Source organism: Delftia sp. WSY_22 (assembly GCF_043104185.1).
GTDB classification, from domain to species: domain Bacteria; phylum Pseudomonadota; class Gammaproteobacteria; order Burkholderiales; family Burkholderiaceae_C; genus Comamonas; species Comamonas tsuruhatensis.
The window spans coordinates 192,488-212,189 of record NZ_JBICKN010000006.1 but is presented as its reverse complement, the minus strand read 5'-3'; the positions used below and the strand labels follow the sequence as shown (position 1 = coordinate 212,189).

Annotated in this window: 17 protein-coding genes; 9 read left to right on the top strand and 8 right to left on the bottom strand. The window is 67.1% G+C overall.

Annotated elements, in window-relative coordinates; translation table 11 throughout:
- The 3 genes from queG (at position 1) to ACF8NF_RS01595 (ending at position 5,456) form a co-directional block, all read left to right on the top strand.
- Complete coding sequence (queG, locus tag ACF8NF_RS01605; protein ID WP_203400530.1) at positions 1-1,056, top strand: tRNA epoxyqueuosine(34) reductase QueG; 1,056 nt, start codon at positions 1-3, stop codon at positions 1,054-1,056.
- A 114-nt stretch (positions 1,057-1,170) separates the two neighbouring features.
- Positions 1,171-4,206: a diguanylate cyclase gene (locus tag ACF8NF_RS01600; protein WP_392449962.1), complete on the top strand. Its 3,036-nt coding sequence runs from the start codon at positions 1,171-1,173 to the stop codon at positions 4,204-4,206.
- A 224-nt stretch (positions 4,207-4,430) separates the two neighbouring features.
- On the top strand, positions 4,431-5,456 hold the full coding sequence (locus ACF8NF_RS01595; protein ID WP_016451241.1) for a helix-turn-helix transcriptional regulator: 1,026 nt from the start codon (positions 4,431-4,433) through the stop codon (positions 5,454-5,456).
- On the opposite strand, the gene speB is transcribed toward ACF8NF_RS01595, so the two are convergent.
- Together speB and ACF8NF_RS01585 are read right to left on the bottom strand one after the other, a co-directional pair.
- Positions 5,453-6,523 carry an agmatinase gene (gene speB / locus ACF8NF_RS01590; RefSeq protein WP_392449961.1) on the bottom strand — a complete coding sequence of 357 codons (1,071 nt, stop codon included), beginning with the start codon at positions 6,521-6,523 and terminating at the stop codon, positions 5,453-5,455. The two genes, ACF8NF_RS01595 and speB, sit on opposite strands and share 4 nt — an antisense overlap.
- Before the next feature lie 14 nt (positions 6,524-6,537).
- Positions 6,538-7,926 carry a sodium:solute symporter gene (locus ACF8NF_RS01585; protein ID WP_016447657.1) on the bottom strand — a complete coding sequence of 463 codons (1,389 nt, stop codon included), beginning with the start codon at positions 7,924-7,926 and terminating at the stop codon, positions 6,538-6,540.
- A gap of 231 nt (positions 7,927-8,157) precedes the next feature.
- Between ACF8NF_RS01585 and ACF8NF_RS01580 the strand changes: the two genes are divergently transcribed.
- Positions 8,158-9,051, top strand: coding sequence for a LysR family transcriptional regulator (locus tag ACF8NF_RS01580; RefSeq protein WP_016447656.1), 894 nt, complete (start codon positions 8,158-8,160; stop codon positions 9,049-9,051).
- A gap of 21 nt (positions 9,052-9,072) precedes the next feature.
- Here the strand turns inward: ACF8NF_RS01580 and ACF8NF_RS01575 are convergent, their stop codons facing one another.
- The gene (locus tag ACF8NF_RS01575) at positions 9,073-9,981 is read right to left on the bottom strand and encodes an AEC family transporter (RefSeq protein ID WP_047219406.1); all 909 of its coding nucleotides are present in this window, start codon (positions 9,979-9,981) and stop codon (positions 9,073-9,075) included.
- 327 nt (positions 9,982-10,308) lie between these two features.
- On the opposite strand from ACF8NF_RS01575, the gene ACF8NF_RS01570 reads away from it, so the two are divergent.
- The 3 genes from ACF8NF_RS01570 (at position 10,309) to ACF8NF_RS01560 (ending at position 13,462) form a co-directional block, all read left to right on the top strand.
- Positions 10,309-11,271, top strand: coding sequence for a tripartite tricarboxylate transporter substrate binding protein BugE (locus ACF8NF_RS01570; RefSeq protein WP_016447654.1), 963 nt, complete (start codon positions 10,309-10,311; stop codon positions 11,269-11,271).
- 77 nt (positions 11,272-11,348) lie between these two features.
- Positions 11,349-12,332, top strand: coding sequence for a site-specific tyrosine recombinase XerD (xerD, locus tag ACF8NF_RS01565; protein ID WP_392449960.1), 984 nt, complete (start codon positions 11,349-11,351; stop codon positions 12,330-12,332).
- Positions 12,333-12,463: 131 nt separating this feature from the next.
- Entirely contained in the window at positions 12,464-13,462 is a 999-nt protein-coding gene (locus ACF8NF_RS01560) for a tripartite tricarboxylate transporter substrate binding protein (protein ID WP_016447652.1), read from the top strand.
- A 96-nt stretch (positions 13,463-13,558) separates the two neighbouring features.
- Here ACF8NF_RS01560 and ACF8NF_RS01555 read toward each other — a convergent pair whose 3' ends face one another.
- From ACF8NF_RS01555 to ACF8NF_RS01545, 3 genes are all read right to left on the bottom strand, one after another.
- Positions 13,559-14,848 (bottom strand): EAL and HDOD domain-containing protein, encoded by a 1,290-nt coding sequence (locus ACF8NF_RS01555; RefSeq protein WP_016447651.1) that lies wholly within the window; start codon positions 14,846-14,848, stop codon positions 13,559-13,561.
- 58 nt (positions 14,849-14,906) lie between these two features.
- On the bottom strand, positions 14,907-16,184 hold the full coding sequence (locus ACF8NF_RS01550; RefSeq protein WP_016451246.1) for an EAL and HDOD domain-containing protein: 1,278 nt from the start codon (positions 16,182-16,184) through the stop codon (positions 14,907-14,909).
- A gap of 188 nt (positions 16,185-16,372) precedes the next feature.
- Positions 16,373-17,179, bottom strand: coding sequence for a ferritin-like domain-containing protein (locus ACF8NF_RS01545; protein WP_203400535.1), 807 nt, complete (start codon positions 17,177-17,179; stop codon positions 16,373-16,375).
- Between the two features lie 54 nt (positions 17,180-17,233).
- Between ACF8NF_RS01545 and ACF8NF_RS01540 the strand changes: the two genes are divergently transcribed.
- Together ACF8NF_RS01540 and ACF8NF_RS01535 are read left to right on the top strand one after the other, a co-directional pair.
- Positions 17,234-17,758, top strand: coding sequence for a gamma carbonic anhydrase family protein (locus ACF8NF_RS01540; protein WP_016451248.1), 525 nt, complete (start codon positions 17,234-17,236; stop codon positions 17,756-17,758).
- 35 nt (positions 17,759-17,793) lie between these two features.
- Positions 17,794-18,786: an Hsp33 family molecular chaperone HslO gene (locus ACF8NF_RS01535; RefSeq protein WP_017404370.1), complete on the top strand. Its 993-nt coding sequence runs from the start codon at positions 17,794-17,796 to the stop codon at positions 18,784-18,786.
- 12 nt (positions 18,787-18,798) lie between these two features.
- On the opposite strand, the gene ACF8NF_RS01530 is transcribed toward ACF8NF_RS01535, so the two are convergent.
- Positions 18,799-19,227, bottom strand: a complete 429-nt coding sequence (locus tag ACF8NF_RS01530; RefSeq protein ID WP_017404371.1) for a hypothetical protein — start codon at positions 19,225-19,227, stop codon at positions 18,799-18,801.
- Between the two features lie 175 nt (positions 19,228-19,402).
- Positions 19,403-19,681, bottom strand: coding sequence for a cell division protein FtsB (ftsB, locus tag ACF8NF_RS01525; RefSeq protein ID WP_012206908.1), 279 nt, complete (start codon positions 19,679-19,681; stop codon positions 19,403-19,405).
- Between the last annotated feature and the right edge of the window lie 21 nt (positions 19,682-19,702).

Genomic DNA, 19,702 nt, shown 5'->3' with positions numbered 1-19,702 from the left:
ATGCAAGGCTGGGCCCGCGAACTGGGATTTTCCCAAATTGGCGTGGCTGGCGTGGATTTGTCGTCTGCGGAGCCGGGTTTGATGCAGTGGCTGGCCCAGGGGTTCCATGGCGAGATGGACTATATGCAGGCCCACGGACTGCGCCGCGCGCGGCCTGCCGAGCTGGTGCCGGGCACCGTGAGCGTGATCACGGCCCGCATGGACTACCTGCCGCGCGACACGCCCGCCGACGCGCCCGGCGCCTGGCAGGCCATGGAGTGGGAGAGGCTGCAGCGGCCCGCCGAGGGCATCGTCTCCGTCTATGCCCGGGGCCGCGACTACCACAAGGTGCTGCGCAACCGGCTGCAGAAGCTGGCAGAGCGCATCGCCCAGGAGGTCGGCCCCTTCGGCCACCGCGCCTTCACCGATTCCGCTCCCGTGCTGGAGGCCGAGCTGGCCCGGCGCAGCGGCCAGGGCTGGCGTGGCAAGCACACGCTGGTGCTCAACCGCGAGGCAGGCTCCATGTTCTTCCTGGGCGAGATCTATGTGGATCTGGCGCTGGAGCCCACGGCGCCGGTGACCGCGCACTGCGGCAGCTGCGCGGCCTGCATCACGGCCTGCCCCACGGGCGCCATCGTGGCGCCGCACCGGGTGGATGCGCGGCGCTGCATCTCCTACCTGACCATCGAGCATTCGGGCGCCATTCCCGAGGAGTTGCGGCCGCTGATGGCCAATCGCATCTATGGCTGCGACGACTGCCAGCTGGCCTGCCCCTGGAACAAGTTTGCCCAGCCCAGCCGCCTGCCTGATTTCGATGCGCGCGAGATTCTGGCTGGCGGGCAGCTGGTGCACTTCTTCGCCTGGGACGAGGCGACCTTCCTGCGCCTGACCGAAGGCAGCCCCATCCGGCGCATAGGCCATGCGCGCTGGCTGCGCAACGTGGCCGTGGCGCTGGGAAACGCCTGGCGTGAAACCGGCGATACGGCACTGCGCCAGGCGCTGGCCAGCCGCGCCGAACATCCCGACGCCATGGTGCGCGAGCATGTGGCCTGGGCACTGTCGCAAAGATCGGATTGAGCTGATAAGCCGGGGCGCTGGTGTGTGAAACAATTGTTGCGCTCAGTCTGAGGGCTCCCCGGCGGCCTGTTGCGGGCCACCGCCCCTGAGGGCGCGGGGTCTGTGTGACTCAACATGGTGTTCGATATGCGCGCAAAGCCTTTCCGTCTGCTGAACGCCGAACCTCTCACCCAGACCGCCGTGGCCGTCTGGGTAGGCCTGTGCTGCGTGCTGCTGGCCACGGTGGCGTACTGGACGGTGCTGGTGGACAGCCATCGCACGCAGCGAAACTTCACCGAAGCCCAGTCCTGGCTGCGCGTGGGGCAGATGTCGCATGCGGTTTCGGTGCAGGTGCAGACCCTGCTGTCTGGCCTGGACTACACCATGCGCGGCCTGGAGTCCGACTTTGCCGATGGCGAGGCCGACGTCTTTCAGCATGCCGTGCAGACCACCTTCGATGCCTATCCGGCCGGCACCTTCCTGCAGATCGCCGTGGCCGACGAGAGCGGGGACATCGTCTACTCCAATCTGCAGCAGGATGCGCAGACCCGGGCCGCCAAGGTCTCGATCCGCGACCGGGAGCATTTCCAGGTCCATGCCAACCGCGAGACCATGGGGATGTTCATCGGCCGGCCCGTGCAGGGGCGCGTCTCCCATAAATGGACCATACAGCTGAGCCGCGCGCTGTACCGCCAGGGGCGCTTCTCGGGCGTGCTGGTGCTGTCGCTGTCGCCCGACTACGTCTCGGGGTATTTCCAGTCCATCTTCGATGGCGCCAAGGACGTGATCTTGCTGCTGCGCACCGACGGTGTCTATCTGGCGCGCTCGCAGGGACAGGACGAGGTGATGGGGCGTTCGGTCTCCGATGTGCGAGTGTCACAGTTCGCGCCGGCCATGGAGCGCGGCACCTACGAGGCCGAGTCCTCGGTCGATGGCGTGCTGCGCATGTATGCCTGGAGCAGGGTGGAGGGCTATCCGCTGATCGTCAGCGCAGGGCTGGACAAGAAGGCCATCTTCGAATCGCTGGAGGAATCGCTGGAGCGCGGCCTGCTGCGCAATGGCATAGGCACGGCGGTGCTGCTGCTGGCCGTACTGCTGACGCTGTGGCTGGCGCGCCAGCGCCAGCTCAGCGAGCGCATGCGGCTGCAGGGCGAGCGGCGCTTCGCGCGGCTGGCGCAGGAGGTGCCCGGGGGGCTGTTCCAGTTCCGCATCGGCGCGGATGGCCAGTTCCAGTTTCCCTTCACCAGCCCGGGGTTCTTCGAGCTGCATGGCGCAAGGGCCGACGCCGTCCGGTTCGCCGACCATGAACTGCTCAAGCGCGTGCACCCCGAGGATCTGCCCGCCCTGGCGACCTCGGTGCAGGACAGCGTGGGGCGCAAGGATGTCTGGGAGCACAAATACCGCGTCTACGGGCCTGGAGGCGAGCTGCGCTGGCTGCACGGCCACGCCCGGCCGCAGCAGGAGGAAGACGGCTCGCTGCTGTGGCATGGCTATGTGCACGACGTCACGCAGGACCAGGCCATACAGGAATCCATACGCCACAGCGAGGAGCGCCTGCGCCTGACGGTGGGCGCCGTGCGTGACGGCCTGTGGGAGTGGGACTGCCGCAGCGGCCATGTGGAGTGGGATGCGCGCTGCTACCAGATGCTGGGCTTCGAGGCAGGCCAGTTCCCCATGAACTACGACGCCTTCTGCGCGATGGTCCATCCCTCGGACAGGGCGCGCGTGCTGGCGCGGCTGCAGCGCCATGCCGAGGCCGGTGCCGACTTCCGTGTGGAGATGCGGCTGCGCGGCTCGGCCGACAGCTGGCTGTGGGTGGAGTCGCGCGGCGAGATCACCCAGCGCGATGCCGACGGCAAGCCCGTGCGCATGCTGGGCACGCACACCGACATACAGCAGCGCGTGGAGCAGTCCCGCCTGATCAAGGCCTTGCTGGACCGGGGCAGCGCCCTCATCGTGATGGCCGGTCCCCAGCGCGAAATCCTCTATGCCAACGAGCGCGCGGCGCAGACCTTCCAGATCGAGACGGAGCGGCTGCCCGGTGGCGTGAACCTGCGCTCGCTGCATGTCAGCGACGAGAGTTTCGAACGCTTCGGCCAGCTGTACGGGCAGCTCAACGCACGCGGCACGGTGCGCACGGAATGGATCCTGCGCATGCCGTCGGGCTCGGACCACTGGTTCGACATGCAGGGCTCGCTGCTGGACCCCGACGAGGACGATGGCCGCGTCATCTGGACCATGATCGACACCGATGCGCGCCGGCGCGCCGAGACCGCGCTGGCCGAGACCCAGCACCGGCTGGAGGCCATCATCGACCGCTTTCCCGCAGGCATCCTGGTCACCGACGCGCAGGGCCGCCATGTGCTGGCGGCCAACCGCATGCTGGCCGCTGCCCTGCAACTGGACATGGCGCCTGCCGCCCTTGTGGGGCTGGGCATGCCGGCGCTGATCCAGCTGCTGCCGGCGTCGGTGGCGGACGTACTCAGCGCAGGGCCCGTGGCCGGCCGCTCCCTGCATGCGCTGCCCGATGGCCACTATGTGGAGATCGAGGGCATGCAGCTGCGCGACGGCGACCGCTCCATCGGCCATTGCTGGGTCTTCCACGATGCGACGGAGCGGCAGCAGCGCGAATCCCAGCTGGAAACGCTGGCGCTGACCGACGCGCTGACCGGCATTCCCAACCGCCGCGCCTTCCTGGAGCGGCTGGCGATGGAGCTGGACCATCTGCGCAGCGGCCTGGTCGCGCATTCCACGCTGATCATGCTGGACATAGACCACTTCAAGCAGGTGAACGACGGCTACGGCCACGCGGTGGGCGACATCGTGCTCAAGGAACTGCTGGCCTCGGTGGCGCAGGAGATGCGCAGGGAAGACATGGTGGGCCGGCTGGGCGGCGAGGAATTCGCTGTGCTGCTGTCCGACACCAATGCGGAGGTGGGCCTGCGGCGCGCCGAAAGCCTGCGCGAAGCCATTGCCGGGCAGGCCATCGATGCGGGCAAGGCCGGAGACCTGCACATCACCATCAGCCTGGGCGTGTACGAGTTGCAGCGCAGCGATGCATCGGCCCAGGGCTGCCTGGAGCGGGCCGATGCGGCGCTGTACTACTCCAAGCGCAATGGCCGCAACCAGTCCACGCTGTGGAGCGAGCGGCTGCCAGCCATCGCGCGGTGATCCGGGCCGCTTCGGCGCAACGGCCTAGGAATTCATCCCGGTCGACTGCCGATTTTCAGAATGGTCCAATGGCCTGATGGCGCCGGAATCCCGAAAATCCAGGGTTCATGCTGCCGCGTGGCCCTGTCGTCGGTCCGTCTGCCCGAGTCCCCGGGGCGCGATCGACTTCCCCGCACAGCCCCTCACAAAAACAGGCCGCGCGCTGCGCGCCGGGCGAGGAATGTATGACATACAACCGGTGGTCCACGATGCATGTCGCCCCCCTGGGGCGAGCGCAATTCTGGAGCGATGCCAGCCGTGAGGCGCAGATGCCGCACACGCCCCTGGTGGCGCGGCCCGAGCGCTTCGAGGCCGTGCTCACATCGCGTGGCGTGGGCGCGGTGGTGTTCAACCGCATCCAGATGGCGGCGGGCCACGGCATGCAGCGCCTGCAGGCGGGTTGCCAGCGCGCGAGCCCGGCCAGCCTGCTGTGCCTGCTCTACCTCAAGGGTCGCGCCCGGGTGTCTGCGCTCGATGGGCCGGGCGCGGTGGTTGCGGGCGGCGAGTCGCATGCGCAGCCCGGCCAACTGTTCCTGCTGGACGAGCGGTGCGGCTACCGCATCTGGCAGGACGAAGCCGTGGACCTGCTCGTGCTGGCCGTGCCGCTGGCGCTGATCGATTCGTGCGCAGGCATGGCTTCGCAACTGCTGGCACGCAGCCTGCCTGACTGCGCGTCGTTGCAGCTGCTCGTCCAGCAGATGCAACTGATCCATGCATGGCAGGCGCCCCTGCCCGAGGGCGAGTCCGCGCAGCTTTCCGATCTGGTCATCAACACCTTGAAGACCGTGCTGCAGGCCGGGGCCGAAATGGCTGCAGCCCGGCCTGACGCGCCCATGCACGTGCTGTTGTGCCGGGTGCGCCAATTGATCGCCCGCCAATATCCGGACCCGGCGCTGGGGCCGGAGCGCGTGGCATCGAGGCTGGGACTTTCCGTGCGCTCGCTGCAATCGCGGCTGTCGCGCGAAGGCACCAGCCTCAGCGCCGAACTCATGGACTATCGACTGGAGCGCGCCCATGCGCTGCTGCGCGCAGCGAAGCCGGGAACGCTGGGCGTCACGGAAATCTCGCAGCGCTGCGGCTTCAACTCGCTCGCGCATTTTTCCCGGCGCTTCAGGGCACGCTACGGCAGCACGCCGCTGGAGCTGCTGCGTGAGCCGGGGGCGGAGGGCATGGGGTCGTCCACTTGGCACGGGGACGGGGCGGGCACCTAGACAGGGCTTGCGGCGCCTCGGTCGGCGTGGCGTGCGCAGATCAGGCTGAGGATTTCGAACAGCATCTGCGCGCCCGCATGGGCGGTGTTGGTGGTGGCGTCGTAGGCGGGCGAGACCTCGACCACGTCACCGCCCACGATGTGGATGCCGGCCAGGCCGCGCACCATGGCCTGGGCTTCGCGCACCGTCAGGCCTCCCACCTCGGGCGTGCCCGTGCCGGGCGCAAAGGCCGGGTCCAGGCAGTCGACGTCGAAGGAGACGTAGACGGGCGCATCGCCCACCACCTCGCGTGCGCGGGCAATGACGCCGTCCACGCCCAGCGCGGGAAGGTCCTCTGCGTGGATCACCGTCATGCCCGACTCATAGGAGAACTCCCAGAGATATTCGGCCGCACCGCGTATGCCGATCTGTATGGTCCGCGTGGGGTCGAGCACGCCATCCAGCACGGCCTGGCGAAAGGGGCCGCCGTGGTGGAAGCGGCTGCCGTCGAAGGGGCCGCCAGTATCGCAGTGGGCATCGAAGTGGACCAGGGCCAGTGGCCGGTCGCGGCCCAGCGCGCGCAGTATGGGCAGGGTGATGGAGTGGTCTCCGCCCGCAGACAGCGGAATCACGCCGGCCGCATGGATCTTCGCGAAGGCCGACTCTATGTCGCGGTGCGACTGCTCCAGGCTGTAGCGGCTGGACAGCGGCACGTCGCCGATGTCCGCCACGCGCAGCTCGCGCGTGGGCGCGGATCTGAGTACATGGTTGTAGGGGCCCACGCGCTCTATCGCGCGCAGCGCCCTGGGCCCGAAGCGGCAGCCGCTGCGGTTGCTGATGCCCAGGTCCATGGGCACGCCGATCAGCGCGGCCTGCAGTTCGCCGAAGTCCGGGCGGCTCCAGTCCATGGGGTGCATGGGGGCATCCAGCAGCGTGGGAATGCCTGCGTAGGGTGTGCTGCGCGTGCCGCTGGCGTCGATGATGTGGGCGGCCACGGTGCGGAAATGCGGATCGTGGATGACGGACTCGTTGTCTCCGCCGAAGCGCGCACGCAGCGCCGCCAGCCTGTCTGCAGTAAAGAGGGTCATGGGTGTCCCTTGGTTCAGGATTGGATGCCCGACAGGGAGCGCTGCTGCGAGCGCTGCGCCAGGCTGATGAGGATGAAACTGGCCGTGCTCATGGCCAGGCTGGCGTAGATCGGCGTGTTGGCGGCCAATCCGTCGCGGACCATGAAGACCACTGCCGTGGCGCAGCCCAGCAGCATGCTGGCGATGGCGCCGGCCGTGGTGGCCCGGCGCCAGTAGATGGCGCCGATCAGCGGCACCAGCATGCCGCCCACGAGCAGGTTGTAGGCGGTGGTCAGGGCGTTGAGCACGTCGTCCACCACCAGGGCGATGCCGAGCACGGCAAGGCCCACCAGCAGCGTCAGCAGCCGGTGCCAGCGCACATCGGCCAGAGGCTTGCCTTGCCGCAGCAGGGGCACGAGGTCTTCGGCCAGCACGGTGGAGCCCGCCAGCATGGCCGCGCTGGCGGTGGACATCATGGCGGCCAGCGCGGCAGCGATCACCAGGCCGCGGACGCCGTCCGGCAGGCTGGCCTGCACGATGGCGGCAAAGGCGTTGTTGGGATTGTCCAGTTCCGGCAGCAGCACCCGCGCCGCCATGCCCACCAGGGCGCCGACCAGCCCGTAGACCACGCAGTACAGGCCGGCGAGGCTGCCCGCCACGGCGGCCACGCGTTCGCTGCGGGCCGTGAACACGCGCTGCCACACGTCCTGGCCGATCATGATTCCGAAGAAATAGATGACGAAGTAGGTGGCGATGGTGTCCCAGCCGATGTATGTGACATCGAAGCTGGACGCAGGCAGCCGTGCAACCAGCTGGTCCCAGCCGCCCACGCGGTACAGGCAGATGGGCAGCAGGATCAGCATCAGGCCCGCGGTCTTGATCACGAACTGCACGATGTCCGTCAGCGTCAGCGACCACATGCCGCCCACGGCCGAGTAGATGACCACGACGCCCCCGCCCACCAGGATGGAGATCCACAGAGGCAGGTCGAACAGCACCTGCATCACGGTGCCGATGGCGATCACCGACGTGGCCGCCAGCATCAGCGCATAGGCCAGCATCACCAGTGCGCTGGCCTGCTGGGTGCGGGCGCTGTAGCGCCGCTCCAGCACCTGGGTCACGGTGCAGATGCGCAGCCTGAGCAGGGGCTTGGCCAGGAACAGGTTCAGCACCAGCAGGCCCGCACCCAGAGCCGCGCACAGCCACAAGCCCGAGATGCCGTACACGTAGCCCAGGCGTACCGTGCCCACCGTGCTGGCCCCGCCGATCACCGTGGCAGCCATGGTGCCCATGTACAGGCCCGGCCCGAGGTTGCGGCCCGCCACGAGAAAATCCTCCTGCGTCTTCGCGCGGCGCATGCCGTACCAGCCCAGCAGCAGCATGGCTGCCGCGTAGATCACTACCACCGAGATATCAAGCACCATGGTCTCTCTCCCCTTTTGTTCCGACCCCGTGTGCAGGGTCCTTCTGAAACAGCGGTATTCACGCAAGTGAATGTCATGGACCGCCCCTCTTGTTCTGCGCTGGCAGCGTGCTTCGGTGAACCGAAGCGCGCCGCAACAGCCGTGAATGCTAGACAGCAGCCGGGCTTGCATCCATTTCAAGTTCCATCTACAAACATCGATGAACATCGATCTTTGCTGAGTGAAAACCCCATGCTCCATACCGTTTCAGATCTCGACCTGCGGCTGCTGCGCGTTTTTCTGGCCATCGTCGACGCGGGCGGTGTATCGGCTGCGCAGGCCATTCTTGGCGTGGGGCAGTCCACGCTCAGCAGCCAGCTGTCCACGCTGGAGACACGCCTGGGGTTCAGCCTGTGCGAGCGCGGGCGCGGCGGCTTTCGCCTGACGGCCAAGGGCCGGCGCTTCGTCGACCTGGCCCGCGCTGCGCTGCAGGGCCTGGAAGGATTCAGCGCGCAGGCGCGCAACATGCACAGGCAGCTGGTCGGCAGCCTGGCCATCGGCCTGATCGGCAATGCACCCACGGAATACAACGCGTTGATGGGGCGGGCCATACAGCGCTTTCGCCAGCGCGATGAGGCCGTGCGCCTGTCTGTGCTGGTGCGCGGGCCGCGCGAGCTGGAGGAAATGCTGCTGCGCGATGAGCTGCAGGTCGCCGTGGGCTATTTCCTGCACCGCGCCCCGGCGCTGGAATACACGCGGCTGTTCAGCGAAAGGCAGGTGGCCTATTGCAGCGCCAGCCATCCCTTTGCCGCGCGCGCGGGCCGCATCGGCGCGCAGGAGGCTGGCGAAGCCGACTGGACCTGGCGCACCTATCCACTGCCGCAGGCGCCGCTGACGGGGCGCCCGCGCCATGTCACCTCGGAGGCGGACAACATGGAGGCGGCCGCCATCCTCATCCTGTCAGGCGCCCACCTGGGCTACCTGCCCGAGCACTACGCGGCGCCCTATGTGGCTGCCGGCCTGCTGCATGCGCTGGACGAATCCCTCTTCAGCTATGACGTGGACATCACCATGGTGGCCAGGAAGCGCGCACGCCAGGACGACATCACGGCCGCCTTCACGGACGACATGCGTGCCGTGCTGTAGGGGCGCCGCGGCCCAGCGGCATCAGAACTGCAGCAGGCTCAGCGCAAACGGCAGGCTGAGCACGCCCAGCAGCGTGGACAGCGTGACCAGCCCCGCCACATACGAGCCGTTGTAGCCCATGCGTGCGGCCAGCACATAGCACGACGATGCGGTGGGCAGGGCCGAGAAGGCCATGAGGATCAGGGCCTGCGCACCGCTGAGGCCAAATGCCCGCACCATGGCATAGGCGATCAGCGGCTGCACCAGATGCCGCACGGCCAGCAGGCACACGGCCAGCAGCTTGCCGGCGGCCAGCGCGCCGAACTGCATGCCGGCGCCGGCCGACATCAGGCCCAGCGCGATGGAGGCTGCGCCTATGCGGGAGACTGACGGCTCGAGCAGTGCGGGCAGCTTCAGCCCCAGCGCGCTGAACACCAGGCCCGACAGCGTGCCCACGATCAGCGGATTGCGCACCAGTTGCCCCAGGAAGTGCTGGTTGCTGCCGCGCGCCATGGGCCAGACGGCCGCGATATTGCACAGCGGCACGCTCACGCCGATCAGCACCGAGATGAACAGCAGGCCCTCAGGCCCCGCCAGACGGCTGGCCAGCGCCAGGCCGATGAAGGAGTTGAAGCGAAACGCCACCTGCACGGCGCCGGCATGCTCGCGCACATCGATCCGGCCGCGCAGGCCCGGCCACCAGGGCAGGCTGTAGGCCAGGCCGATGCCGACCAGGGCCGCACACACGCCAGCGGCCAGCAAGTGGGAGGTGGCACCCCAGTCCACCGGGCTCTTGACGATGGAGTGGAACAGCAGCACCGGGAACAGCAGGTAGTACACCAGCGCCTCCACCGCCTGCCAGACCGTGCGATTGAGCTGTGTGAAGCGGCACAGCACGTAGCCAAGCACGATGAGCGAAAAATCGGGGAAGAGCAGCACGGCGTAGTTCACGGGGGCTGAGCATAAGCGCAACCCCGCAGTCGCCGCGTCTCCCGAGAAACCATGGCGCGAGGCTAGGGGTAAACACCGGGAAATCAGTGCTGCGACAAACTGTGACAACCGGGCCCCGGGCCTTAGCATCGCTGGGGTCCACACAGCCGATCCGAAAGCGCAGGTCCTGACGACCGTCAAGCGCGCAGCGGGCTCCAGGCCCCAACATGGCTGTTCCGTGGCAGCGTTTGCGAGCCTCCGTTTCGCAGACCATCCATCCGCAGGCACGGCCTTGCGGATGTCCATGAAAACCTCTTCGTCAACACGACCCCCAAAAGGAGATCCTGTATGAATCGTCGCAGCTGGATGGGACTGACCCTGGTCCTCGCAAGCACCGGAGCCCTGGCCCAGGCCTACCCCACCAAGCCGATCAAGCTGGTGGTGCCCTTCGCCCCCGGTGGCACGACCGACATCATCGCCCGCGTGATCGCCGAACCCCTGACCAAGGAACTGGGCCAGCCCGTGGTGGTGGACAACCGCGGCGGCGGCGGTGGCGTCATCGGCGCCATGGAAACCGCTCGCTCGCAGCCCGATGGCTACAGCCTGGGCATCGCCACGGTCTCGACCACGGCGACCAACCCCGCGATCAATCCCAAGATCTCGTACAACACGCTGACGGACTTCACGCCCATCATCAACGTGGCGGCCACGCCCAACGTGATCGCGGTGAACCCCAAGTTCCCCGCCAAGGACTACAAGAGCTTCGAGGCCGAACTCAAGAAGTCCCAGGGCAAGTACTCCTATGCATCCTCGGGCACGGGCGGCATCCAGCACATGCTGATGGAGCTGTACAAGAGCCTGACCAACACCTTCGTCACCCACATCCCCTACCGCGGCGCGGGCCCTGCGCTCAACGACGTGGTGGCGGGCCAGGTGCCCATGGTGCTGGACAACCTGCCCTCGGCCCTGCCCTTCATCAAGGACAACCGCCTGGTGCCCATCGTGGTGGCCGCGCCCCAGCGCCTGGCCGTGCTGCCCAATGTGCCCACCTTCAAGGAAGTGGGCCTGGAGCCGGTGAACCGCATGGCCTACTACGGCATCCTGGGCCCCAAGAACATGCCCAAGGATGTGGTGGACAAGATCAACGCCGCCGTGCGCAAGGTGCTGCAGGACCCGGCCGTGCGCAAGCGCATCGAGGACACGGGCTCCCTGGTCATCGGCAACTCGCCTGAAGAGTTCGCCAAGCAGATCAAGGAAGAGTACGAGACCTACAAGAAGGTGGTTGCCCAGCAAAAACTCACGCTGGAGTAAGCACCGCCCAGAGCGGTTGGATCAGAACCCGAGGCTTCTTGCGGACCTCGGGTTTTTTTCGTTGTAGGCTTGATGGGATGTCCCAAGTGCCTGCCGCTTCCATCGTGTCCCCCTCGGTTGCCGAAGCCGAACCTGCTGCCGATCCTGCATCCTGGCCCGCGCCGCTGCCGGCCAGCCTGGATGCGCTGGACCTGTTCATGGATGCGCTGCTGCTGGAAGACGGGCTGTCGCGCAATACGCTGGCGGCCTATCGCCGGGATCTGACGGCCTGGGGGCGGTGGCTGGCGCACCAGCGGCCGCCGCTGGCGCTGGATGCGGCGGGCGAGCTGGAGCTGCAGGGCTATTTTGCGGTGCGCGTGGAGCAGACCAAGGCCAGCTCGTCGAACCGGCGGTTGACGGTGCTGCGCCGCTACTACCACTGGGCGCTGCGCGAGCAGCGCATTGCGGCCGATCCCACGGTGCGCATGCTGGCGGCACGGCAGCCGCCGCGCGTCCCGCATACGCTGACGCAGGCTCAGGTGGAGGCGCTGCTCAAGGCGCCCGATGTCGATACGCCGCTGGGCCTGCGTGACCGCGCCATGCTGGAGCTGATGTACGCCAGCGGCCTGCGCGTGAGCGAGCTGGTGGATCTGCCGATGCATGGCATCGATCTGCGCTCGGGCGTGCTGCGCGTGACCGGCAAGGGGAAAAAGGAAAGACTGGTGCCTTTCGGCCAGGAGGCACATTGGTGGCTGGAGCGCTATCTGGCCACGGCGCGCGGCGCCATCCTGGGCGGGCAGCGCAGCGATGCGGTCTTCGTGACCCAGCGCGGGGCTGCGATGAGCCGCGTGATGTTCTGGGTCATCGTCAAGCGCTGCGCGCAGGTTGCGGGTGTCACGGCACCGCTGTCGCCGCACACGCTGCGCCATGCCTTCGCCACCCACCTGCTCAACCATGGCGCAGACCTGCGCGTGGTGCAGATGCTGCTGGGCCATGCCGATATCTCCACCACCACCATCTACACCCATGTGGCGCGCGAGCGGCTCAAGGCCCTGCACGCTTTGCACCATCCGCGTGGTTGATTGGATGTGGTCGGTTCGCCGGATTGCCTATTTCTGGCGTTGAAACCGTCGAAGTGGCAAAGCCCGCCTCGGGGATATGTGCTTTGCACAACAATCACCGCCGTGTTCGATGTGTTTCTGCGGAGTTCTCGATGACTGATTTCCTGCGCCGGCATGTGCTGGTGACTTCCATGCTGGCGGCGACGGTGGCTGCCGCGGCCCTGCCGATGTCTGCGTCGGCTGCCGATGCGGCATGGCCCAGCCGGCCCATCCGCGTGGTGGTTTCCTACCCGGCCGGCGGCGTCAGCGATGTGGTGGCCCGCGCCCTGGGCGAGAAGCTGGCCGCCCGCCTGGGCCAGCCCGTGGTGGTGGACAACAAGGCCGGCGCCGGCGGCGCCATCGGCCTGGACCTGGTGGCCAAGGCCGCACCCGATGGCTACACGCTGGGCTTTTCCTCCATCAGCCCGCTGACGCTGAGCCCGCACCTGGGCAAGCCCCTGTTCGATCCGCAGCGCGACCTGGTGCCCGTGACCAGCGTGATGTACTCGCCCGTGCTGCTGCTGGGCACGGCCCGCTCCACGGCGGCCGACTTCAATGCGCTGGTGGCCCAGGCCAAGGCGCAGCCCGGCGAAGTGCGCTGGGCCACGGCCGGCCTGGCCTCGCTGGGCCACATCATGCTCGAGCAGATCATGCATGCCTCGCAGGTCCGGATCACGCACATTCCCTACAAGGGCGGCGGGCAGCAGCTCAATGACGGCCTGAGCGCGCAGTTCGAAGTGCTGTCCACCAATGCCGGCCCGGCCGTTTTGCAGCACATCAAGGCGGGCAAGTTCAAGGCCCTGGCCGTGGGCGCACCCCAGCGCCTGGAGTCGCTGCCCGGCGTTCCCACGCTGGCCGAACTGGGCTACAAGAGCGCCAACATGACCTCGGTGTTCGGCATCTTCGCGCCCGCTGGAACGCCTGCGCCCGTGCTGCAAAAGCTCAATGCCGAGATCAACCAGGTGCTGGCCCAGCCGGACATGCGCGCCAAGCTGGAGGCCACCGACAACGTGGCCATGGGCGGCAAGGCCGAGGACTTTGCACGCCAGATCGAGGCCGAGTCCCAGTCCAACGCGCGCATCATTCGCGCAGCCGGCATCAAGCTCAATTGATGGAGCGCAGGGCGCCACCGGCGCCCATGCAAAAAGGGCTTGCAGCCGTCATGGCCGCAAGCCCTTTGTCTTTGGTGCCGGATGTGCGGGGCCCGCCTATGCCATGGGCTCGTCCGCCGTGAGATTGTCGGCCCAGGCCAGGGCCTGCAGATGCGCCCAGTTGACCTGGTGGTTGGACAGCTGCAGTGCATTGGCTGCGCGCGCAAAGCCTTCGTCATCGCCGCTTTCGCAGGCACGCGTCAACTCCAGGAAGGGCGCGAACACGCCCTTGTTGTGCACCAGCGCATCGATCACGGGCTGGGGCAGGGCGATGGACTCCAGCGCCTTTTCCATGGGCTGGCCCAGCATCACGTCCAGCAGCGAGAACACGCCGACCACGAAGGCGTTGTCGCACTCCTCGGGCGAGAGCAGCTCGGCCGTCAGCAACTCCATCAGGCGCCCGCGCACCACGGCGGTCTGGCCCACGGCCGGCGGCGTGCCGCCCGCGCGCGAAGTGGTCAAAAGCAGGGCCGCCCAGCGGAACAGCTTCTTGAGGCCCAGGATCATCACCGCGTGGCGGAACGAGGTGATCTCGCAGGACAGGCCGAAGCCCGAGGAGTTGATGAAGCGCAGCAGGTTGAAGGACAGCGTGGGATCCTTCTTGAGCAGGGCTTCGATCTCGTCCGTGCTGGCCTGCTGGCGCACCAGATTGATCAGCTGGATGATGGTGGCCTGCGTGGGGCGGATGGTGCGCGCCTGCACGAGTTGCGGCTGGGCGAACCAAAAGCCCTGGAACAGCCGCACGCCCAGGTCGCGCATGCGCTCGAACTGCTCGGAGGTCTCGACCTTTTCGGCCACGATCTGGGCGTTGGTATGGGCGCGCGCGAACTTCACCAGGGTCTCGGCATCGGCCAGTGCGAAGGTCTGCATGTCCAGCTTGATGAAGGCGGCCGCAGGCAGCCAGCTGGCATAGGCGCGGCGCAGCAGGTGCTGGTTGAAGGCCAGGCGGAAGCCGCGCTGGCGCAGGGCCTGGAAGGTGGGCAGGCGTTCCTCGATATCGGCAGCCGTGGCGTTCTCGCCCAGCGTGGGCACCTCCAGCACCACCTTGTCGGGGTGGATCAGTTCCAGGTGGCCGCCGGCCAGGCTGTCATGCGTGCAGTTGATGAAGACTGTCTTCTTGCCCACCAGCGCTTCGGCGCCCGCATACGACAGCGCGTTGAAGAGCAGGGCGGCATCGGAGGCCGCCGTGTGCGCATGCTGGGCCGTGGAGCGGTCGAAAAGCTCATAGCCGAAGACATCGCGCGCCTCGTTGACGATGGCCTGGCGCGCAATGACGGCCACCTGCCCGTCCTCCACCCCGGCTGGCAGGGGGGGCGGCGGAGCGGAGGAGTTGTCGTTGGTAGTCATTTGGAAGCTGAGAAAGATGGATGAGCGATGGCTTTCGATGGCGTTCTATAGCTTATAGCTATAGCGAGCTGTCTGCCAGTTGGTCGGTCCAGGCCAGGGCCTGCAGATGGGCCCAGTTGATCTGCTGGCTGCTCAGGCGCAGCGCGCCTGCGCTGCGGTGGAAGGCTGCATCGTCGCTGGCTTCGCAGGCCTGGGCCAGGATCAGCAGCTCGCCCAGCACGCCTTCGTGGCGCAGCACGGCGGCGGAGACGGCATCGGGCACGGGGATCAGGCTCATGGCCACGTCCTGCGGCAGGTCCAGCATGCTGCCCAGCAGCGAGAAGATGCCGACGACAAAGGCCTGGTCGGAGTCTTCCTCGCTCAGCGATTCCTGGGCCAGCAGCTCCATCAGCCGCCCTCGGATCACGGCGGTCTGGCCGATGGCCGGCGGCGGGCCGCCGTTGCGCGATGCGGTCAGCAGCATGGCCGCCCAGCGGAACAGCTTCTTGAGGCCCATGAGCATCACGGCCTGGCGGAACGAGGTGATCTCGCGCTGCACGCCGAAGCCCACGGAATTGATCAGGCGCATCAGGTTGAAGGCCAGGCCCGCATCCTTCTTGAGCACATCCTCGATGGCATCGGTGCTGGCCTGCTGGCGCACCAGATTCAGCAGCTGGACAATGCTTTGCTGCGAGGGCGACAGCAGCTTGGTGCGCACCACCGTGGGCCGCGCGAACCAGAAGCCCTGGAACAGCTGTATGCCCAGGCGGCCCACCTGCTCATGCTGCTGGGCGCTTTCCACCTTCTCGGCGATCAGCTCGGCGCGCGTGTGGCGGCCGGCAAAATTGACCAGCACGGCCAACTGGTCAGGGGCCAGCACGGACAGGTCGAACTTGATGTAGTCGGCCAGGGGCAGCCAGGCTGCATAGGCGGACTCCAGCACCGTGTGATTGAAGGCCAGGTTGAAACCGCGTGCGCGCAGATTGCTGAGGATGGGCAGGCGGGCCTGTACCTCCTGCTGGGCGGCCAGGCCCAGCGGCGGTATCTCCAGCACCACCTTGTCGGGGTTGAGCAGCTCCAGATGCCCGCCGGCCAGGCTTTCATGCGTGCAGTTGACGAACATCAGCTTGGTGCCAACCAGGTCTTCTTCGCCCGCATGCGACAGGGCCGTGAACACCAGGGACACATCCGAGGCCGCCGTATGGTCCGGGTAGGCGCGCGAACGGTTGAAAAGCTCATAGCCGATGATCTGCTGCACCCCGTTGACGATGGCCTGGCGCGCAATCATTCCCCGATCCGTGGACGCGGGGCTGGCCACAGGGGCATCGTTGAAGAGATGGACAGGCAATTCGGTCATGGAGTGTTCGGTCGAAGGGACACGGGAAGCAGCAGATCTGATTGTAGGAATGTTCTGAATAAATATGCCGACAGGCAGTGTCTGCTGGGACAAGTCCGATTGCGGAGTCGGACCCATCCTAGTTTGTAAACCATTGTGTGGCTTCACGAGCGGCCTGGGCCTGTCCGCACGGCGCAGGCAGGCTTTCTTCAGACCTGCTGCAACCAGGCCAGTTCAGTATCGGTGAAGCCTGCGGCGCGGCGTGCGCGTTCGTTGAAGGGCGGGCGCAGGCGCGGCGCCTCGTAGCGCAGGGTCAGCGCCTGGTAGTGGGCCTCGGGCTCCAGGCCTTCGCGCTCGCACAGCCAGCGGTACCAATGATTGCCTATGGCCACGTGTCCCACTTCCTCGCGCAGGATGATGTCGAGGATGTCCACCGCCGCCAGCGCATCGGGCGCACGCGTGTTGCGCAGCTTGTTCTGGATCTGGGGCGTGGCGTCCAGGCCGCGCGCCTCCAGCGTGCGCGGCACCAGGGCCATGCGGGCCACCACGTCATGGGCGGTCTTCTCGCACATGGTCCACAGGCCCTGGTGGGCCGGGAAATCGCCGTAGTCGTGGCACAGGTGCGCGCGGAGATGCTCGCGCAGCAGGCGAAAGTGCTTGGCCTCCTCGGCGGCCACCTGCAGCCAGTCCAGGTAGTACTGCTGCGGCATGCCGTCAAAGCGCCAGACGGCGTCCAGCGCCAGATTGATGGCGTTGAACTCGATGTGGGCTATGGCGTGGATCAGCACGGCCCGGCCTTCCGGCGTCGCCGGCGAACGCCTTGCAACGGCGGTGTGGTGGCGCAGCTCGGGCCGCAGCGGGCGGCCCGGCAGGTCCGGCGCGGGATCCGGCAGGGCCGGTGCCTGCGGTGCTATTGAATAAAGCGCCTGCCGCGCATACATGTCCAACGCGGCGGCGGCCTTTTCTTCGGGGTCCGTGAGGCACAAGACCTCAAGGGCGCGGTGACGTAACTCCATCCCTACAATTCTAGGTTTCCTGCCATCACCAATAATTGACGGAGACAAAGACCCATGGCGATCTATGAACTGGATGGAGTGGCCCCTGAAGTGGCGGCGTCGGCCTGGGTGGCCGACAGTGCCGAAGTGATGGGCAATGTGCAGCTGGCCGAAGACGCCAGCATCTGGTTCGGCGCCGTGCTGCGCGGCGACTGCGAGAGCATCACCATCGGTGAGGGCAGCAACATCCAGGACGCCAGCGTGCTGCATGCCGACCTGGGCAAGCCGCTGGTCGTGGGGCGCCACGTGACCGTGGGCCACCAGGTCATGCTGCATGGCTGCACCATTGGCGACGAGTCGCTGATAGGCATCGGTGCCGTGGTGCTCAACGGCGCGAAGATCGGCCGCAACTGCCTGGTCGGCGCAGGCGCCCTCATCACCGAAGGCAAGGAATTTCCCGATGGCTCGATGATCATCGGCAGCCCGGCCAAGGCCGTGCGCCAATTGACGCCCGAGCAGATCGAGGGCTTGCGCCGAAGCGCCCAACACTATGTCGACAATGCGCGCCGGTTCAAGACCGGGCTGCGCAAGCTGGGCTGAGCGAGGCCCGGCACTTTTTTACGGAATCCATCAGCGTGTCTGAACTGCATAAATTCATCTTCGAAGGCCTGCCCGTGCGCGGCTCCATCGTTCGCCTCACCGATGCCTGGCAGGAAATCCTGCAGCGCCGCGCGGGCAACGGCGAGACCGGCGCCTACCCCGCTGCCGTGAGCGAACTGCTGGGAGAAATGGCGGCTGCGGGCGTGCTCATGCAGTCCAATATCAAGTTCAACGGCGCCTTGGTCTTCCAGGTCATGGGCGATGGCCCGGTCAAGCTGGCTGTGGCCGAGGTGCAGTCCGATTTCGGCCTGCGCGCCACCGCCACCCTGATCGGCGACCCTCCCGAAGGCGCCACGCTGGAACAACTGCTCAATGTGCACGGCGGCGGCCGCTGCGCCATCACGCTGGACCCCAAGGGGCGCCAGCCGGGCCAGCAGCCCTACCAGGGCGTGGTGCCGCTGCAGGATGCGCAGGGCCGGCGCTTCACCAAGGTGTCCGACGCGCTGCAGCACTACATGCTGCAGTCGGAACAGCTGGACACCGTGCTGGTGCTGGCGGCCGACGACCAGGTGGCCGCCGGCCTGCTGATCCAGCGCATGCCGGTCAAGGGTGAGGCCAACCTGGCCGCTGCCACCGAAAGCGAGCAGTCGGGTCAGGATGCCATCGGGCTGAACGAGGACTACAACCGTATCGCCACGCTGGCCTCCAGCCTCACGCGCGACGAGCTGCTCACCCTGGATGTGGAGACCATACTGCGCCGCCTGTTCTGGGAAGAGAAGCTGATGCGCTTCGTGCCCCAGCAGGACGAGGAGCATCCGCGCTTTGCGTGCACCTGCAGCCGTGACCGTGTGGCGTCCATGCTGGTGTCGCTGGGCTCCGAAGAGGTGGAGAGCATCCTGGAGGAGCGCGGCAGCATCGAGGTGGGCTGTGACTTCTGCGGCAAGCAGTACGAATTCGATCCCATCGACGCAGCCCAGCTGTTCACCGAGGCCGGCAAGCAGCCGCCGACCTCGACGAACGTCCAGTAAATACGCCCGGCTTCAGTCTCGCCCGCTGCGCAGCGCGTCGAACAATCGCCGCTCGCAGTCCGGGTCGCTGCATTGCTCGCAGCCGTAGGGGCGAAGGCGCGCGCTGCCTTGCGCGGGGCTTGCGGGCAGCCAGGACCAGTCCATTTGCGGAGCCTTGAGCCTGAGCGACTCGGCCAGCTGTTGCCATTGCCGGGCGGTATTGCCGTAGAGCACCACGTAGTCGCGTGACTGGCTTTGCAATTGGTCGCGCCAATGCTGGAGCTGTGCGGCAGGGCCATCGCTCACCCCTTCGTGCTCGGTGACGGAGGCTCTCCAATCCAGTCCCAGCAGGTAGACGGCCCCATGTTCCGGCAGAGACTGCCCCGGCTCGGCCGCCAGGCATTGCCAGTCGGCAGGAGATGCTCCGTGGTGCCGCCAGGCCTGGCGCAGTGCATGGGCCATGGAAAGCGCGAGCGCGGGTGGCGATCCCAGAAGAATCACCGGGGGCGGGGGCAAGCGGTCTGTGTCCAAGTACCTGTCTCGGCTTGCGCGCAGGCCCGGGCAAGGGGCGCAGGCGCCTTGTTGCAAAAGCACAAGGCCGGCATGAAGCCGGCCTTGGTGCAGGAAATCCCAATCCTCAGCGCCGCACGATCTGCACGAAGATCTCGTTGGGCTTGACCATGCCCAGTTCGCTGCGGGCCTTTTCCTCGACCATGGCCAGGCCGTCCTTGAGGTCGTTGACCTCGGAGGCCAGGCGGTCATTCTCGGCTTTTTCCAGCGCGTTGGCCACGTTCTGGTCGTGGATCTGCTGCTGCAGTTCCTTGACGTAGGCCACGCTGCCATGGCCCAGCCACAGCTGCGCGTGCACGGCGGCGAGCAGGGCGAGCAGGACAAGGGGGACGACGCGGTTGACCATGGCAGCAGATGTTGCGGAAAG

What these genes read in the sequence shown, in the direction of transcription:
- queG (WP_203400530.1), top strand. Translation starts at nt 1, where the DNA reads ATGCAAGGCTGGGCCCGCGAACTGGGATTTTCCCAAATTGGCGTGGCT.
- ACF8NF_RS01555 (WP_016447651.1), bottom strand. Translation starts at nt 14,848, where the DNA reads ATGACTACCAACGACAACTCCTCCGCTCCGCCGCCCCCCCTGCCAGCC.
- ACF8NF_RS01585 (WP_016447657.1), bottom strand. Translation starts at nt 7,926, where the DNA reads ATGGTGCTTGATATCTCGGTGGTAGTGATCTACGCGGCAGCCATGCTG.
- ACF8NF_RS01560 (WP_016447652.1), top strand. Translation starts at nt 12,464, where the DNA reads ATGACTGATTTCCTGCGCCGGCATGTGCTGGTGACTTCCATGCTGGCG.
- ACF8NF_RS01595 (WP_016451241.1), top strand. Translation starts at nt 4,431, where the DNA reads ATGACATACAACCGGTGGTCCACGATGCATGTCGCCCCCCTGGGGCGA.
- ACF8NF_RS01570 (WP_016447654.1), top strand. Translation starts at nt 10,309, where the DNA reads ATGAATCGTCGCAGCTGGATGGGACTGACCCTGGTCCTCGCAAGCACC.
- ACF8NF_RS01550 (WP_016451246.1), bottom strand. Translation starts at nt 16,184, where the DNA reads ATGACCGAATTGCCTGTCCATCTCTTCAACGATGCCCCTGTGGCCAGC.
- ftsB (WP_012206908.1), bottom strand. Translation starts at nt 19,681, where the DNA reads ATGGTCAACCGCGTCGTCCCCCTTGTCCTGCTCGCCCTGCTCGCCGCC.
- ACF8NF_RS01580 (WP_016447656.1), top strand. Translation starts at nt 8,158, where the DNA reads ATGCTCCATACCGTTTCAGATCTCGACCTGCGGCTGCTGCGCGTTTTT.
- ACF8NF_RS01530 (WP_017404371.1), bottom strand. Translation starts at nt 19,227, where the DNA reads ATGGCCCATGCACTGCGCCAGGCCTGGCGGCACCACGGAGCATCTCCT.
- ACF8NF_RS01545 (WP_203400535.1), bottom strand. Translation starts at nt 17,179, where the DNA reads ATGGAGTTACGTCACCGCGCCCTTGAGGTCTTGTGCCTCACGGACCCC.
- xerD (WP_392449960.1), top strand. Translation starts at nt 11,349, where the DNA reads ATGTCCCAAGTGCCTGCCGCTTCCATCGTGTCCCCCTCGGTTGCCGAA.
- ACF8NF_RS01540 (WP_016451248.1), top strand. Translation starts at nt 17,234, where the DNA reads ATGGCGATCTATGAACTGGATGGAGTGGCCCCTGAAGTGGCGGCGTCG.
- speB (WP_392449961.1), bottom strand. Translation starts at nt 6,523, where the DNA reads ATGACCCTCTTTACTGCAGACAGGCTGGCGGCGCTGCGTGCGCGCTTC.
- ACF8NF_RS01600 (WP_392449962.1), top strand. Translation starts at nt 1,171, where the DNA reads ATGGTGTTCGATATGCGCGCAAAGCCTTTCCGTCTGCTGAACGCCGAA.